Source organism: Tardiphaga sp. 768_D3_N2_1, from assembly GCF_052076105.1.
Lineage (GTDB): Bacteria > Pseudomonadota > Alphaproteobacteria > Rhizobiales > Xanthobacteraceae > Tardiphaga.
The window spans coordinates 4,880,175-4,895,397 of sequence record NZ_CP197245.1 but is presented as its reverse complement, the minus strand read 5'-3'; the positions used below and the strand labels follow the sequence as shown (position 1 = coordinate 4,895,397).

Genomic DNA, 15,223 nt, shown 5'->3' with positions numbered 1-15,223 from the left:
CGAGGTTTGGACTGCGCAAGTTTCATCAGCGTCACACTGGAGGACCATATGATACGGACCATCAAGGCAGCTTCGGCTGCCGCTCTGGCAATTGCTTTCCTGGGCAGCGCCGCCACTGCGCAAACCATCAAGATCGGCGTCAACGAGCCCTTGACCGGCGCCTTTGCCGCGTCGGGCACCTATGTCGTTAATGGTGCCAAGATCGCCGCCGACGAGATCAATGCCAAGGGCGGCCTGCTCGGCAAGAAGATCGAGCTCGTAATCGAAGACAACAAGAGCAACCCGACCGAGGCTGCTGCCGTCGCCGAGAAGCTGATCACCCGCGACAAGACGCCGGTCATGCTGGGCGCCTGGGGGTCCAGCCTCACCCTCGCGGTGATGCCGAAGCTGGTCGAATACGAAACCGCGATGGTGGTCGAGACCTCCTCGGCCAGCAAGATCACCACGTCGGGTAATCCTTACGTGTTCCGCATCTCGCCGCCGTCCTTCGTCGAAGCGGCAGCCTTCAAGAATATCGTCGACAAACTGGCGCTGAAGAAGGTCGATTTCCTCGTGATCAACAACGACTGGGGCCGCGGCACCGCCGAGGACTTCAGCAAGATGATGAAGGAGAAGGGCATCACCATCGGTCTGGTCGAGACCATGGACCAGTCGGCGCAGGACATGAGCGCGCAGCTCGCCAAGATCAAGGCGACGGACTCCGAGACCGTGATCATCACAGCTGCAGTCGATCAGCTGACGCTGATCTTCAAGCAGGCCGCGGCACTCGGTCTGAAGAAGCGGATCATCACCACCGGCGGTTCGCAGAATCCGGATCAGATCATCGCGCAGGCCGGCGCCGCCGCGAACGACACCATGCATCTGACGACGTTCCTGCCGTGGATGCCAGAAAAGACGCCGAACCCGGAAGCCACGACCTACTTCATTGGTGAGTGGAAGAAGCGCGGCTTCGACTTCGCCGGCTGCACCGAGAGCTTCCGTGGCTATGACGGCATCCGCACCATTGCGGCCGCCATCGAGAAGGCCGGCAAGGCCGAACCCGCAGCGATCAAGGACGCGCTCTGGAAGATCGACGTCAAGGGCCTGAATGGCGACATCGTGTTCAAGAAGTCGGGCCCGGCCGGCTCGGAGAGCGGCCAGAGCTTCCCGAACGTCTATCTGGTCGAGATCGCCGGCGGCAAGATCGTGATGAAGGATCTGTGAGGCACTTCTCCCTCTCCCCGCTTGCGGGGAGAGGGCTGGGGTGAGGGGGCTATCCACAAGCTCGGAGCAAGTGGATAGCCCCCTCACTCGCCCGGCTTCGCCGAGCGACCTCTCCTCGCAAGCGGGGCGAGGTTAGCAACTCACTGAGATCGAGGAAATTTCGTGGACCAGCTCCTGCAACATGTCGTCAACATGCTCGTGCTCGGCGGCACCTATGCGCTGCTCGGCATCGGGCTGACTCTGATCTTCGGCATCATGAACGTGGTGAATTTCACCCACGGCATTCTGTACACGTTCGGCGCCTATATGATGTTCATCGTCGTGCATCAGCTCGGCCTGAATTTCTTTCTCGCGCTGCCGGTAGCGATTGTCGCCGGCTGGCTGCTGGGCGCCGTGATCGAGATCACGCTGCTGCGGCCGCTGCGCGGCGCGGATATCGACACCACCATGCTGGTGATGATCGGCGCCTGGATCGCCATGCAGTCTGGCGCGCTGTGGATCTGGGGCGGTGTCGCCAAATCCATCGACAATCCGTTTCCCGATGCGCCGCTGGTGATCGGACCCGTGTCGGTGTCGTGGCTGCGCCTGTTCGTTCTGTTCGCAGCGGCGCTGCTGATCGTGCTGGCTTACTCACTGATCAATCTCACGAAACTCGGCAAGGCGATGCGTGCGACCTTCCAGGATTCCGACACGGCCGCACTGATGGGCGTCAATGTCAGCCTGATCTACACATCCACCTTCGCCATCGGTTCGAGCCTTGCCGCAGCCGCCGGTGCCTTGCTTGGCCCGGTCTATGTCGTGTTCCCGCAGATGGGTGATCTTGCTGCGGTGAAGGCCTTTGCCATCGTCATTCTCGGCGGTCTCGGCAACATCACCGGGGCAGTTATTGGGGGCTTCATTCTCGCGTTGGCGGAAGAGCTCGGCGCCGGCTACGTCTCGTCGGGCTATCGCGATGCCATGGGCTTCCTGATCATCATCATGGTGCTGATCTTCAAACCCACCGGGCTGTTCGCACGCGCGGAGCGCGTCGGATGAAACAGATCGTCACGCTCCTTTGTCTCGCCTTCTTCGTCTCCGTGCCCATGTGGTTGACGGACCCGTATCTGCTCAATGCGCTGATCACCACCGGCATCTTCATCATCGGCGCCATGAGTCTCAATCTGCTGCTCGGCTTCACCGGGCAACTCAGCCTTGGTCATATCGCTTTCTTCGGTATCGGTGCCTATGTCAGCGCGCTGACATCGCTGGGCTTCGATGTGCCGATCTACGGTGATTTCCATATCGTTCACGTGCCGTGGCCGCCGATTGTCGGCTTCGTGCTGGCAATCGTCATCTCGGGCTTCTGCGGCTATCTGGTCGGACGCCTGTCCTTCAGCGTGCGCGGCGCCTATTTCGTGATCGTCACGATCTCATTCGCTGAAGTGGTGCGACTGGTCGCGCTGAACTGGGTCGAGCTGACGCAGGGCCCACTGGCGCTGACCAATATTCCGTCGATCACCATAGGCCTGCCTGGGCTTGGTTATCTCGCGCTGAAGACCAAGTTTCACAATTACTATCTCGTGCTCGCTGTCGCCGCGATCTCGTATGTCCTGATCTCGCGCCTCGTTCATTCGCATTACGGCCGCGCCATGCGCGGGCTGATGGAGAACGAGACCTTGGCTGTCGCCGTCGGTATCGACGTCACCAAGACGCTGACATTGGCGGCCGTGCTCTCTGCCGGTATCGCCGGCGCGGCTGGCAGTCTCTATGCGCATTACATCCGCATTATCGATCCCGACGTCTTTGCCTTCATCTCGACGGTGACGATGGTGATCATGGTGGTGTCGGGCGGCAAGGGCTCACTGGCGGGGCCCGTGATCGGCGGCGTCATCTTCGGCCTGCTGCCGGTGTTCCTGCGGCCGATCATGCCGCCGGAAGCGCAGTGGATTACCTATGGCGTGGTGCTCATCGTCATCCTGTTCGTGATGCCACGCGGCATTGTGCCGTCGCTTGCCGCGAAACTCGGTTTGGCCCGTGCCGGCGGAACCAGACGGGCCTCCATCGCCGTCTCCGAACGCACTGCCGAGGAGCACGCGTGATGGCCGAGACAATACTCAGCATCGAACATGTCGCGGTCCATTTCGGCGGCCTCGTCGCGATCTCGGACATGAATTTCCATGTCAACAAAGGCGAGATCGTCAGCCTGATCGGGCCGAACGGCGCCGGCAAGACCACGGCGTTCAACGTCATGACCGGCTTCCTCACGCCCACCAAGGGCGCGGTGAAATATTGTGGTACGGACCTTAAGGGCAAGAAGCCGCATGAAATCGCGGATCTCGGCCTGATTCGCACCTTTCAGCGCACCAGCGTGTTTCCAAACGACACGGTTTACGACAACGTCCTGATCGGTCTCCACCGACAGGGCAAGCTTGGCCTTGCCGAAGCCATTCTCGGACTGCCGCGGGCCCGCGCCTCCGAGAAGGCGCAGCGCGCGCGTGCCGCCGAACTGGTGCGCTGGATCGGCCTCGAAGCCCGCGCAAACGATCTCGCCGGCTCGCTGTCCTATGGCGAGCAGCGCCTCGTCGGTGTCGCGCTGGCGCTCGCGGCGCAGCCGAAGATGCTGCTGATGGATGAGCCTGTATCTGGCATGAATGCATCGGAGACGCACACTTTCGTGCAACTGATACGCAAGATCCGCGATAGCGGCGTCACGATCCTTCTGGTCGAGCACGACATGCCGATGGTGATGAGCGTGTCCGACCGCATCGTGGTGCTGAATTACGGGCGTATCATCGCCGAAGGGCCGCCCGATGAAATCCGCAAGAATCCCGCGGTGATCGAGGCCTATCTCGGTCAGAGTGCGAAGGATGTGGTCAAGGAGGTCGCGGTTCATGCTTGAGATCCGTGACATGGTCTGCGCCTACGGCCAGATCTCGGCCCTCAAGGGCATCTCGCTTTCGGTCAAGGCCGGGCAACTTGTGGCGCTGATTGGCGCCAACGGCGCTGGCAAGAGCACGACGCTGCGCGCGATCTCGGGCCTCGTCCCGTCACGCTCCGGCAGTCTGCATTTTAACGGCGAAGACATCACCGGCATCGGCGCGCAGCGTGTGCTCGCCAAAGGCATCGCGCATTGTCCGGAGGGGCGTCGCGTATTTCCGCACATGACGGTCGCCGAAAATCTCGACATGGGCGCCTATCTGCGCTCCGACACGTCCGAAGTCGCAGTGGATCGCGACCGCATCTATGGCGAATTCCCGCGCCTCGCCGAACGCCGCAAGCAGGCGGCGGGCACGCTGTCCGGCGGCGAGCAGCAGATGCTGGCGATCGGTCGCGCGCTGATGTCGCGGCCACGCCTGGTGATGTTCGATGAGCCGTCGCTTGGTCTCGCGCCCAACATCGTCGAGCGTACCTTTGCGATCATTCGTGCGATCCGTGACGCCGGCACGACTGTCTTGCTCGTTGAGCAGAATGCCTTTGCCGCGCTCGAGATGTGCGATCATGCCTATCTGCTGGAGTCCGGTCGTGTCGTACTGTCGGGCGCAGGAGCGGAGCTGATCGAGAACGAGCATGTGCGACGGGCCTATCTTGGCGGGTGACGACGATCCCGCTCGATGGGTCGCGGTCTGTTCGCGCGAGCGCCTGACCGAACAGACGATCGTCTGCGTCAATGTGGCTGGCCTCGGTGTTCTCATCGTGCGGGATGGTGAGACAATTTACGCCTGCGAGCGCGCCTGTCCGCATGAGCAGGCGGATCTCAGCCTTGGCCGCGTCGTCGATCGCCGGCTGCACTGTCCGCGTCATCTGGTCTGGTTCGATCTGGCAGATGGCAGCATGTCGCCGGGCTGGCCGAGCAGGGGTCTGCGACGCTATCCGGTGCGCGAAAGCGATGCGCAGATTTGGGTCGACGCACAGGCCATTGTCCCGAAGTAACACGCCTTCGCGAGAGTTACGCGGCATCGGGCCTGGATGCAGAATTCGTTGGCGCTGCAGCATTCAATTGGTGCAACTGCGGTATAATAATCATGCTTGCCCCCTCGTAAAGCGCGGATAATACTGCTGAAAAGTCAGTCTCCTGAGTGTGTCTGGCCGTTACAAAAATGGGCGTAAGACCCATGCTTCTCGTCGATCTTTCAAGCGATCTCCGTCAAGGGCTAGGGATGTGACCATTATCGATTTCGGCAGGGCCATCCCGTCGTCGCAGGCGCGTGGCTGGCAGCAATGGCCTGGCCATGAAGACTTTTCGCTGCAGTTCCTGCGCGTGCTGCGCGCGGCCCAGGAGGGCGGAAGTACTGTTTCGGAATGTTTCCTGGCGGCGGAGCGCATCAATCCGCGCGATGACGAGAGCTGGTATCGCGAATGGCACAGCGCGGCTGATATCAACCGTGAGCGCGCCGCGGAGGCGCTGGAGAGTGGCCGCATCCCAACGGCGCTAAGCAACTGGCTGCGCGCGGCCAACTACTATCGCACGGCTCAGGTCATGCTCGCTTGCAGCGATCCGCGGCAGGGCGCTGCCATTGCCTCGATGCAGGATTGCGCCCGACTTTACGTGCAGCATGCAACGCCTGCCGGCGAGATCGTCGAGATCCCGTGGCGCGACGGCGTGTTGCAGGGATACTTCGTTCCTGCGCCGCGCGCGACGCGGCCGATGCCGGTCGTTCTCTGCGTCGTCGGACAGGGCCACTACAAGGAAGAACATCTGCACAGGGTGCCCAGCTACGCGCTGGAACGCGGTCTCTCGCTGTTGCTCGTCGATTTACCCGGTCAATCCTATAGCCAGGAGATGATAGGGTCGCCTTGTCGGTATGAGGTCGAAACGGCGATCAGCGGCTGGGTCGATTTCCTGGCCGACCGCAACGATATCGATCAGGAGCGAATTGCGATCTTCGGAGACGGCCTGGGAGCTGCCTTTGCGACGCGCGGCGCCAATCTCGACGATCGCTTTGCAGCAGCTGTTTGCGATGCCGGGATCTGGGAGCTTCACGAGCGCGCATTTATTGCCAGCCGCATTTCAGGCCGGGCTGGTCTGGGTTGTCCGAGTGAAATCGAGGGCTTCAACAGCAGCAGCGTTGCCGCCAACATCAAATGCCCGGTCCTGGTCGCGATGGGCGAACGCGACTGGCTCGATGTCGATCACGTCACGGAATGTTGCCGCGTCCTGAAACAAAACGGCCTCGACATCGAACTGAAGATCTTCCGTGCGTCAGAAACGGTGGCCCCGCCCGCCCAGATCGATATTCCGACAGTGGGTAACGAGTTCATTTTCGACTGGATTGTCGATCGTTTGAACTCAAGGATGAAGTAGGGGGGCGGCTCGGTCGATTGACCCGCCGCTCATCCGGCGGTGTTCAGCTCTCGACTTCCAGCATCAGTGTCGCCTTTTCGAGGCGACTCTTGAGCCGGGACATATGCTGTCCGATCTCCTTCAAGGCCTGCTCGTCGAAATCGCTAAGAATGAAATCCCCAAGCGACTCCCTGCGGGCCGACAGGGCGGAGATCTTTTTGCTAGCCTTGTCGGATAGCGACATCAGCACGACGCGGGCATCCTCGCGGGACGCGACGCGCCGCATGAACCCGTTCTTCTCGAGCATCTTGGATTGGGTCGTGACGAAGGAGGGGTCGACGTGGAGCATGGCCGAGACGTCTTTGACCGGCACGCCGTTGCCGCGATCAAGGTCGCTGACGGCCATCAGGATCATCCATTGCGGTCCGCTAATGCCGAGCTCCTTGGCCCAGAACTGGCGGATTCCTTCAAGGTGAACGTTGATCGAAGCGATGTCCCAGATGAACTGTCGGATGACTTCCTGATTCTGGCCGGTCACCCAAATCGAAAGCTCATTTTCGTTCCAGCCCGCAGATCCCCCACGCATAGTCGCTGTCGCCCCGCCGGCCATTCCCACCGTCTCACAGATTTCAGATTTCTATAATTGTATCAGTGAATTGTGACGTGCAAACCACGATTTCGTGTGTTGCTGGGAAACCACACTGCATCGCGATAAAGTTACCTGAGTTCATAAAGTATTTTGCTTCTAAGAATTGCGCAGGCATTGTTGGTTCCGGCGATGGGGAAACCCTCAATCGTCCCGTTGAAGTAGTTCGCTTGAGTGCCTCGCGTTATGCGGGTGTTTCCGAAAGCGCGAAGTACGCCGGCGGTTAGTTTGGGGACTTGGGGGACTAAATCTTCGGGCGCTCGCGCCTGGCAGATCCGGAACCTTCCCTTTTGGACAACTTGGAGGTTTAACATGACGATGATTAAGAGCCTTATCCTCGGCTCGGCGGCGGGTCTGATCGCCATCGGCGGAGCTCAGGCAGCCGATCTTCCGGTGAAGGCCAAGGCAGTTGAATACGTGAAGATCTGCTCGCTCTACGGCGCAGGCTTCTACTACATCCCGGGCACCGATACTTGCATCAAGATCGGCGGCGCGATCCGTTTGGACGTTGCGTTCAACGGCAGCACCTATGACGTTCCGTTCTGGCAGGGTGGTGCTGGCGGCAACAATCTCTGGACCAAGAACTATTTCTCGACCCGTGAACGCGTCAACTTGACGACGGACACCCGCACCGCGACCGAATACGGCGTGGTTCGTACCTACGCGAACATCCAGTTCGACTTCCTCCAGGATCGTGAATCGATCGCTGGCGGTTACACCGAAGTCGACTACGCGTTCATCCAGTTCGCCGGCTTCACCTTCGGTAAGGCCGTCTCGCAGTTCGATCCCCAGTGGGCGCTCGCCAAGCCATACATTTCGTCGGGCTTCAACGCTGGTTCGAACAACGCGACCGGTATCCCGCAGCTCGCCTACACCGCTTCGTTCGGTAACGGCGTGTCGGGCACGATCTCGATCGAAAACGCTTCGGCCTACCGCAACGCCGGTCTCTGGAACACCAACGGGTTCATCGTTGGCCCCGGTGCACCTTCGTTCACGGGTGCGTTCTACGGCTCTTCGTCGAACACCTTCCTCGGCAATGCCTACGGCGGCAACCACATTCCTGACATCGTTGGCAACATCCGCCTCGATCAGGCTTGGGGCACCCTGCACTTCGCTGCTGCGATGCATGCCGCGACCCCGGGCTTCTACGGCGCGAACGAAGCTACCGGCCATGCTGACGACAAGTACGGTTTCGCTGTAAGCGGCGCGGTCGAGTTCAAGAACCTGCCCACCGGCGCAGGTGACAGCTTGAAGATCGAAGCATCGTACGGCAAGGGCGCAGCCAAGTACGTCTTCGGTGGCACCACCGATACCTCGGGTGGCGGTCGCTATGCGAAGGTTGATGGCAACAGCCTCGGCTTCGGCTATGTCCTCGATGGCGTTTACTCCACCAACGGCCAGATCATCCAGAGCTCCGCTTGGGAAGTCAGCGCTTTCTACGAGCACTACTGGAACCCGGCCTGGCGCACCTCACTGTTCGGTAACTACAGCCATATCTCGTATGGCTCCGGCAACGACCTGATGATGGCCGCCTTCACTGGTGTCAGCACCGGTGGCCCGGGCTTCAACTCGTCGTCGGCTGCTGCCGCTCGTGCGGGTGTGTTCGCCGGTACGGGTAACTTCGACCTGGGTCTCGCCCAGATCGGTACCCGCACCGCCTGGACCCCGGTTCAGAACCTGACCCTGTCGGCTCAGTTCACCTATAGCCGCCTCGATCAGAACCTGAACGGCACCTACACCACCAATGCTGGTGGCATGTCGGGCAAGCCGGCCGGTACGGTCTTCAACACCGCCGATCAGAACCTCTACAACGGTTCGGTGCAGATCCTGCGCTCCTTCTAATTCTGATCGTCTCACGACGACCAGTCTTTGAAACAAAGACCCCCGGCAGGAAACTGCCGGGGGTTTTTGGTTTTATGGAGCCGGGCCGGACTTCATCGGCTTAAGCGGACGTTCTCGACGCAGCGGAGGCGGGCGTCTATACCGGGCGGCGTGGCCCCCGACCGTGCAAGCCGCAAAGCCCTAAGTCCGCAGGATCATGGCGTCTCCAGCTGAACTATTTCAAAGCGCATTCGCCGCCTTCCAGCAGGGCCGCCTTCAGGAGGCCGAGCGCGGGTTCAGCAAGTTCTTGCGCAAGGATCCGAAGCATTTCCCGGCGCTGAATATTCTTGCCATCGTGCTGGTCGCGCTGAAGCGCCATGCGGAAGCCGAGCCGCATCTGAAAGCCGCTCTGCGCATCAATGCGACATCGGATGCGACATTCTACAATTACGGTCTGGTGCTGAAGGCGTTGAACAGGCCGGATGAGGCGCTTCAGCGCTTCACCGAAGCGCTGGCGCTCAATTCCGGCAATGCCGAAACGCTGAATAACCGTGGCACGGTTCTGAACGATCTGCGCGACTACCCCGCCGCGCTGGCTGATTTCGATCGCGCGCTGGCGCTCAATCCGCGTTACGCCGCGGCTTTTTTCAACAAGAGCAAGTCACTGGCGGAGTTGAAGCGCTATGACGAGGCCCTCGCGGCTTGCGAGTCGGCGCTCGCCTTGCAGCCCGATCTGGCGGAAGCGTGGTTTGGCCGCGGCTACATCTTTGGTCAGATGCGAATGCCGGCTCAAGCGGTGGAGGCCTATGGCCGCGCGCGCCAGCTCAATCCGGACATGCCGCTGCTGAAGGGCAACCTGCTGCATCAGAAGATGCTGGTCTGCGACTGGCATGACGCGAATGCGCTCATTGCCGAGATCGAGGCCGATCTCATCGCCGGCAAACTGGCCGCCGAGCCGTTCGGCTGGCAAGGCGTCGCCACCTCGGAACGTAGTCTGCAGCGCTGCGCCGAACTGACCAACGCCTCGCGTTTTCCCGTGCAAGCTCCACCGCTGCGGGCTTACCCAACCGGGCCGAATGCAAAAGTTCGTATCGGCTATCTCTCCGGCGAATTTCGTCAGCAGGCGACCTCGCTGCTGCTGGTCGGTGTGCTGGAGCAGCACGACAAAGGCGCGTTCGAGATTTTTGCCATCGATAACGGGTATGACGACGGCAGCGACATCAGGCGACGCATCGCTGGCGCCGTGGATGGGATCATCGATATCTCCACACTGAGCGATCCACAGGCGGTGAACGCCATTCGCGCGCAGCGCATCGACATCCTCGTCAATCTCAACGGCTATTTCGGCGAACAGCGTACCGGCGTATTCGCGCGTAGGGCCGCGCCGGTGCAGGTCAATTATCTCGGCTTTCCCGGTACGCTCGGCGCAGGTTTTATGGATTACATCCTCGCCGATGCGCATGTCCTGCCGCCCGAGCACCGGCAATTCTATAACGAGAAAGTCGCCTGGCTGCCGAATAGCTATCAGGCCAACGACGATCGCCGTGAGATCTCGACGCGTGCATTCACGCGCGCCGAGGTCGGCTTGCCCGCGCAAGGCTTCGTGTTCTGTTGCTTCAACAATGCCTACAAGATCACGCCCGACGTCTTCGATAGCTGGATGCGGATCCTCTCGGCCGTTGACGGAAGTGTTCTCTGGCTACTGGAGGACAGCGCTGCGGCTGTGGCGAATCTGCGCCGCGAAGCGCGAGCACGGGGCGTCGACCCCGCGCGCCTGGTCTTCGCCGGCCGCATGTCGCCGGCCGAGCATCTGGCGCGACATCGTTGTGCGGATCTGTTTCTCGATACGTTGCCATACAACGCGCATACGACAGCGAGCGACGCATTATGGGCTGGATTGCCTTTGCTGACGTGTTGTGGAGAAACTTTTGCAGGCCGCGTCGCCGCGAGTCTTCTCAAGAATCTGGATGTGCCGGAGTTGATTGCGACGAAGCGAGATGACTATGAGCGCATGGCGATCGAACTGGCGCAAAATCCCGAGCGGTTGTTGTCCATCCGGGAAAAGTTATCGGCCAATCGCCTGAAAATGCCGACCTTCGACACACGGCGTCTGGGGCGTGATATCGAAACGGCATTTCGCAAGATGGTCGAACGGGCCCGGGCAGGGCTGGCGCCAGCCCACATAACGTTTCCTGCTAACGATAGCGGCCAATAATATATTTGATTGAGCAAATCAGGTATTGCGCTCAACATTCTGGCTCATGTAATATTTTAGTGCGCAGCCGGCAAATTTTTGACGGCCCTAAGTCTTCGAGGAGACTCGCGCACTCTGCTGTAAATCTCCGAAACCACCGGCAATGCCCTGCCGGTGGTTTTTCGGCTTTTTGGAGCCAATTTCGGGTGGCCCGGCTGGTATTCCACGATTATTGCTAACGCGGAAAGCGCGCGGGAACTGTGTCATGGCGGCACGCCCTTGAATCAGTCCAACCCCCTCTGAAAACGACAGAATTGCTGCTGACCGGATCGGCAGCATGAGATGGAATCTGTCGCAGCGGCGTCCAAATTATGACCTGTTGCCCATCGTTGCATATCAGGACTGACGAGCTATCTGACCGAAATTGCTAGAGATTTCTTGCTTTTTGAGCAAGTTGTGGCTAAAAGCCGCTCATCGTGGAGAGTATGAATAATGGCGCATAACTACGCAATTAATGAGGACGTTCACCACCAGCTGCAGGGGCCGCAGGGCCGTTCCACCATCAAGGAACGCAGCATCTACACCATCACGTCTCGCCTTCCGATCGAAGCCGATGGTCGCCCGCGTTACCGGATCAAGAGCAAGTCCGAGAACATTGAGCGCGTCGTGACCGAAGAACAGATCAGCCGCCTCGGTTGATCTCGGATCAGCCTCTGGCTGATCGTACTTGCCGTTTGCTGTCGTCGCCGGGGCCTTGGACCCCGCGACGAAGCAGACCGCCGCAAAGATCCCAACCAGATATATCTTGAAGCGGGAAGCTTGCCCGGGGCTGATCCCTGGCTGCATTGCTGCGATGGTTGCGGCAAGGCGGATTTGCACAATATGCTTTGCCCCGAGGGCGGACACCGAAGGCCACACACGCGATCGTCGCGCCGCACCTCGGCAAAAATGATGTGGTCGGAGCGGGGCGTCCCTTGATCGATAAACTTGAACTGCTGTTGTCGCTGGCGAAGGAACGGCATTTTGGCCGCGCTGCCGAAGCATGCGGCGTCACCCAGCCCACCATGTCTACCAGCCTCAAGCAGCTCGAAGACATGCTCGGCGTGATGCTGGTGCAGCGTGGCTCGCGCTTCCAGGGGTTTACGCCGGAAGGTGAGCGTGCGCTCGATTGGGCGCGCCGCATCGTTGGCGATGCCCGCGCAATGAAGCAGGAGATCAACGGCCTCAAGGACAGTCTGTCCGGCGAGATTCGCATCGCGGCTATCCCCACCGTACTTGGCATGGTCGCCTCGCTGACAACGCCGTTTCGCGCGCGGCATCCCGATGTGCGCTTTCGCATCGTGTCCTGCACCTCCGCGGCGGTGCTCGGTTTGCTCGAAAATCTCGAAGTCGATGCGGGCCTGACTTACATCGAGAACGAACCGCTCGGCAAAGTGCGTTCGATCCCGCTTTACAAGGAAAGCTACCGCTTGCTGACCTCGCCGGACGGTATGTTCGGCGATCGCAAGAGTGTCACCTGGTCCGAAGTCGGCCAGGTGCCGCTGTGCCTGCTGACCCCCGACATGCAGAACCGTCGCATTATCGATCGTGCCCTGAAGTCGGTGGGCGCCGAGGCGATGCCGATGCTGACGTCGAATTCGATTATCGTGCTCTATACCCACGTGAAGACCGGCCGTTGGGCCAGCGTGATGCCGGCCAAACTGGCGGAGACGCTGGGTCTGACCGCCAATGACTCGGTGCGCATGATCCCGATCGTCGATCCCGTGGTAAATTACGGCGTCGGCCTCGTGGTCCCACAGCGCGATCCCATGACCCCGCTGGTGGCGACCCTGGTGCAAATTGCCCGGGAAGTCGCGCCGTCGCTGGAGGCGTAAGATCTTCGTTTTGGGCGCCGCAATTGTTGCATTGCAACCAAGCTAACCATTTCAAACTCATTGGTTTCGCCGGGTGTCGATACCGTTTCCGTATCGCAGCATGAGACAGCTTTATTGATCTTTGGATCGATTCCAATTCTGATTGGTTTTCCAGTCATAAGATCAATCGAGTACCGGGATGAACGCAGCCTACGAGCCCAACGCTTATGAGCCCTGGAGTGCCGACCGAGGCACCGAGATCATCGAGAGCCTGTCCCATGTGGAAGGCGGCGTGATCGTGATCCTGCATGCGATGCAGGAAGCCTTCGGTTATGTGCCGGAGCCGGCAATCCCGATGATCGCGCTGGCGCGCAACCTGTCGCGTGCCGAGGTCCATGGGGTATTCACTTTCTACCATGACTTCCGGCATGAACCGGCCGGCAAACATGTGCTGAAGATCTGCCGCGCCGAGGCTTGCCAGGCGGCCGGCGGCGATGCACTGGCGGCACGCGCGGAAGCGAAATTGGGTGTAAAGTTTGGAAACACGACGGCGGATCAGCGTGTTACACTAGAGCCGATCTATTGCCTCGGGCTTTGCGCCACGGCGCCATCGGCGATGCTTGATGGCCGTCTGGTTGGCCGCCTCGATGAGAAGCGCATTGATGCGCTGGTCGCGGAGGCACAGCGATGACTCTCAAGATTTACATCCCGCGCGACGCTGCAGCCGTTTCGGTTGGCGCCGATGAACTCGTTAGTGCCTTCGAAGCGCAGGCTGAAAACCGCAAGCTCGCAATCGAGATCATTCGCCCCGGTTCGCGCGGATTGTTGTGGCTGGAGCCGATGATCGAAGTCGCGACGCCGGAAGGCCGCGTCGCTTTCGGGCCGGTCGAAGAGAAAGATGTTGCGTCGGTGCTCGACGCCATGGTCGCAAACGGCCCACACGCGCTGCGTCTTGGTGTCGCGGAGGAGATTCCGTGGCTCAAGAAGCAGACGCGTCTGACCTTTGTGCGTTGCGGTGTCGTCGATCCCCGGTCGATCGAGGATTACATCGCGCATGGCGGCTATAAGGGCCTGGCGCGCGCGCTGACCCTGGACGGCGCCGCCATCATCGCCGACGTCACCGCCTCTGGTTTGCGTGGCCGTGGCGGCGCCGGTTTCCCCACCGGCATCAAGGCGAAGACCGTGGCCGAAACCCAGGCCGACCGCAAATTCATCGTCTGCAACGCAGACGAGGGCGATAGCGGCACCTTTGCCGACCGCATGATCATGGAAGGCGATCCCTTCGTCGTGATCGAGGGCATGACCATCGCCGGTGTCGCCGTAGGCGCGACCAAGGGCTACATCTATATTCGCTCGGAATATCCTCACGCTGTCATTGCGATGGAAGAGGGCATAAAGGCCGCGAAGCGCGCGGGCTGGCTCGGCAACAACATCCAGGGCTCCGCGCATAGTTTTGATATGGAAGTCCGCGTTGGCGCCGGCGCCTATGTCTGCGGCGAGGAGACTGCGCTGCTGGAGAGCCTTGAGGGCCGTCGCGGCATCGTCAGGGCAAAACCGCCACTGCCGGCGCATAAGGGCCTGTTCGGGAAGCCCACAGTCATCAACAACGTGCTGTCGTTCGCCGCGGTCCCGTTCATTCTTGACGGCGGAGCCAAGGCTTATGCCGATTTCGGTATGGGTCGTTCCCGTGGCACCATGCCGATCCAGCTCGCTGGCAACGTCAAGCATGGTGGCCTGTTCGAAGTCGCCTTCGGCATCACGCTGGGTGAGTTGGTCGACGATATCGGCGGCGGCACGCTGACGGGCCGGCCGGTGCGCGCAGTGCAGGTCGGCGGTCCGCTCGGGGCGTACTTCCCACGCGAATTGTTCGATACGCCGTTCGACTACGAGGCCTTTGCCAAGCGCGACGGCTTGATCGGCCATGGCGGCATCGTCGTGTTCGACGATACGGTCGACATGTCGAAGCAAGCGCGTTTCGCGATGGAATTCTGCGCCATCGAATCCTGCGGCAAGTGTACGCCGTGTCGTATCGGCTCCACCCGCGGCGTCGAGACCATCGACAAGATCCGGCGTGGCGAACGCGTGGCCGAGAACATCGCGGTGCTGCAGGACCTCAGCAACACCATGAAGTTCGGTTCGCTTTGCGCGCTGGGCGGCTTCACGCCGTATCCGGTGATGAGTGCGCTGAAACATTTCCCTGAGGATTTCGGCCCGGCGCCCACGCGTCTTCAGGCCGCAGAGTAAAG

The 15,223-nt window shown here is 60.6% G+C and carries 14 protein-coding genes; 13 read left to right on the top strand and 1 reads right to left on the bottom strand.

The window, feature by feature from the left end; all coding sequences use genetic code 11:
• Positions 1 to 48: 48 nt before the first annotated feature.
• The 7 genes from AB8A27_RS22920 to AB8A27_RS22890 all read left to right on the top strand — a co-directional run bounded on the left by AB8A27_RS22920 (position 49) and on the right by AB8A27_RS22890 (position 6,484).
• Positions 49 to 1,203 carry an ABC transporter substrate-binding protein gene (locus tag AB8A27_RS22920; RefSeq protein ID WP_441243892.1) on the top strand — a complete coding sequence of 385 codons (1,155 nt, stop codon included), beginning with the start codon at positions 49 to 51 and terminating at the stop codon, positions 1,201 to 1,203.
• A 162-nt stretch (positions 1,204 to 1,365) separates the two neighbouring features.
• Entirely contained in the window at positions 1,366 to 2,238 is an 873-nt protein-coding gene (locus AB8A27_RS22915) for a branched-chain amino acid ABC transporter permease (protein WP_441243891.1), read from the top strand.
• Complete coding sequence (locus AB8A27_RS22910; RefSeq protein WP_441243890.1) at positions 2,235 to 3,281, top strand: branched-chain amino acid ABC transporter permease; 1,047 nt, start codon at positions 2,235 to 2,237, stop codon at positions 3,279 to 3,281. The genes AB8A27_RS22915 and AB8A27_RS22910 overlap by 4 nt, the downstream gene beginning before the upstream one ends.
• The gene (locus tag AB8A27_RS22905; RefSeq protein WP_441243889.1) at positions 3,281 to 4,081 is read left to right on the top strand and encodes an ABC transporter ATP-binding protein; all 801 of its coding nucleotides are present in this window, start codon (positions 3,281 to 3,283) and stop codon (positions 4,079 to 4,081) included. The genes AB8A27_RS22910 and AB8A27_RS22905 overlap by 1 nt, the downstream gene beginning before the upstream one ends.
• Positions 4,074 to 4,778, top strand: a complete 705-nt coding sequence (locus tag AB8A27_RS22900) for an ABC transporter ATP-binding protein (RefSeq protein WP_441243888.1) — start codon at positions 4,074 to 4,076, stop codon at positions 4,776 to 4,778. Before AB8A27_RS22905 ends, AB8A27_RS22900 begins: the two co-directional genes overlap by 8 nt.
• Positions 4,768 to 5,112 (top strand): Rieske (2Fe-2S) protein, encoded by a 345-nt coding sequence (locus AB8A27_RS22895; RefSeq protein WP_441243887.1) that lies wholly within the window; start codon positions 4,768 to 4,770, stop codon positions 5,110 to 5,112. Before AB8A27_RS22900 ends, AB8A27_RS22895 begins: the two co-directional genes overlap by 11 nt.
• Before the next feature lie 229 nt (positions 5,113 to 5,341).
• Positions 5,342 to 6,484, top strand: a complete 1,143-nt coding sequence (locus AB8A27_RS22890; protein ID WP_441243886.1) for an alpha/beta hydrolase family protein — start codon at positions 5,342 to 5,344, stop codon at positions 6,482 to 6,484.
• A 43-nt stretch (positions 6,485 to 6,527) separates the two neighbouring features.
• Here the strand turns inward: AB8A27_RS22890 and AB8A27_RS22885 are convergent, their stop codons facing one another.
• The gene (locus tag AB8A27_RS22885) at positions 6,528 to 7,073 is read right to left on the bottom strand and encodes a MarR family winged helix-turn-helix transcriptional regulator (protein ID WP_441243885.1); all 546 of its coding nucleotides are present in this window, start codon (positions 7,071 to 7,073) and stop codon (positions 6,528 to 6,530) included.
• A 348-nt stretch (positions 7,074 to 7,421) separates the two neighbouring features.
• On the opposite strand from AB8A27_RS22885, the gene AB8A27_RS22880 reads away from it, so the two are divergent.
• From AB8A27_RS22880 to AB8A27_RS22855, 6 genes are all read left to right on the top strand, one after another.
• On the top strand, positions 7,422 to 8,951 hold the full coding sequence (locus AB8A27_RS22880) for a porin (RefSeq protein WP_441243884.1): 1,530 nt from the start codon (positions 7,422 to 7,424) through the stop codon (positions 8,949 to 8,951).
• A 196-nt stretch (positions 8,952 to 9,147) separates the two neighbouring features.
• On the top strand, positions 9,148 to 11,145 hold the full coding sequence (locus tag AB8A27_RS22875; RefSeq protein ID WP_441243883.1) for an O-linked N-acetylglucosamine transferase, SPINDLY family protein: 1,998 nt from the start codon (positions 9,148 to 9,150) through the stop codon (positions 11,143 to 11,145).
• A gap of 471 nt (positions 11,146 to 11,616) precedes the next feature.
• On the top strand, positions 11,617 to 11,823 hold the full coding sequence (locus AB8A27_RS22870; protein WP_068729538.1) for a hypothetical protein: 207 nt from the start codon (positions 11,617 to 11,619) through the stop codon (positions 11,821 to 11,823).
• Between the two features lie 275 nt (positions 11,824 to 12,098).
• Positions 12,099 to 12,998 carry a LysR family transcriptional regulator gene (locus tag AB8A27_RS22865; RefSeq protein WP_441243882.1) on the top strand — a complete coding sequence of 300 codons (900 nt, stop codon included), beginning with the start codon at positions 12,099 to 12,101 and terminating at the stop codon, positions 12,996 to 12,998.
• Between the two features lie 178 nt (positions 12,999 to 13,176).
• The gene (locus AB8A27_RS22860; RefSeq protein WP_184512234.1) at positions 13,177 to 13,668 is read left to right on the top strand and encodes a formate dehydrogenase subunit gamma; all 492 of its coding nucleotides are present in this window, start codon (positions 13,177 to 13,179) and stop codon (positions 13,666 to 13,668) included.
• Complete coding sequence (locus tag AB8A27_RS22855) at positions 13,665 to 15,221, top strand: formate dehydrogenase beta subunit (RefSeq protein WP_441243881.1); 1,557 nt, start codon at positions 13,665 to 13,667, stop codon at positions 15,219 to 15,221. Before AB8A27_RS22860 ends, AB8A27_RS22855 begins: the two co-directional genes overlap by 4 nt.
• Positions 15,222 to 15,223: the final 2 nt, after the last annotated feature.

What these genes read in the sequence shown, in the direction of transcription:
- AB8A27_RS22920 (WP_441243892.1), top strand. Translation starts at nt 49, where the DNA reads ATGATACGGACCATCAAGGCAGCTTCGGCTGCCGCTCTGGCAATTGCT.
- AB8A27_RS22900 (WP_441243888.1), top strand. Translation starts at nt 4,074, where the DNA reads ATGCTTGAGATCCGTGACATGGTCTGCGCCTACGGCCAGATCTCGGCC.
- AB8A27_RS22905 (WP_441243889.1), top strand. Translation starts at nt 3,281, where the DNA reads ATGGCCGAGACAATACTCAGCATCGAACATGTCGCGGTCCATTTCGGC.
- AB8A27_RS22910 (WP_441243890.1), top strand. Translation starts at nt 2,235, where the DNA reads ATGAAACAGATCGTCACGCTCCTTTGTCTCGCCTTCTTCGTCTCCGTG.
- AB8A27_RS22880 (WP_441243884.1), top strand. Translation starts at nt 7,422, where the DNA reads ATGACGATGATTAAGAGCCTTATCCTCGGCTCGGCGGCGGGTCTGATC.
- AB8A27_RS22875 (WP_441243883.1), top strand. Translation starts at nt 9,148, where the DNA reads ATGGCGTCTCCAGCTGAACTATTTCAAAGCGCATTCGCCGCCTTCCAG.
- AB8A27_RS22870 (WP_068729538.1), top strand. Translation starts at nt 11,617, where the DNA reads ATGGCGCATAACTACGCAATTAATGAGGACGTTCACCACCAGCTGCAG.
- AB8A27_RS22855 (WP_441243881.1), top strand. Translation starts at nt 13,665, where the DNA reads ATGACTCTCAAGATTTACATCCCGCGCGACGCTGCAGCCGTTTCGGTT.
- AB8A27_RS22885 (WP_441243885.1), bottom strand. Translation starts at nt 7,073, where the DNA reads ATGGCCGGCGGGGCGACAGCGACTATGCGTGGGGGATCTGCGGGCTGG.
- AB8A27_RS22860 (WP_184512234.1), top strand. Translation starts at nt 13,177, where the DNA reads ATGAACGCAGCCTACGAGCCCAACGCTTATGAGCCCTGGAGTGCCGAC.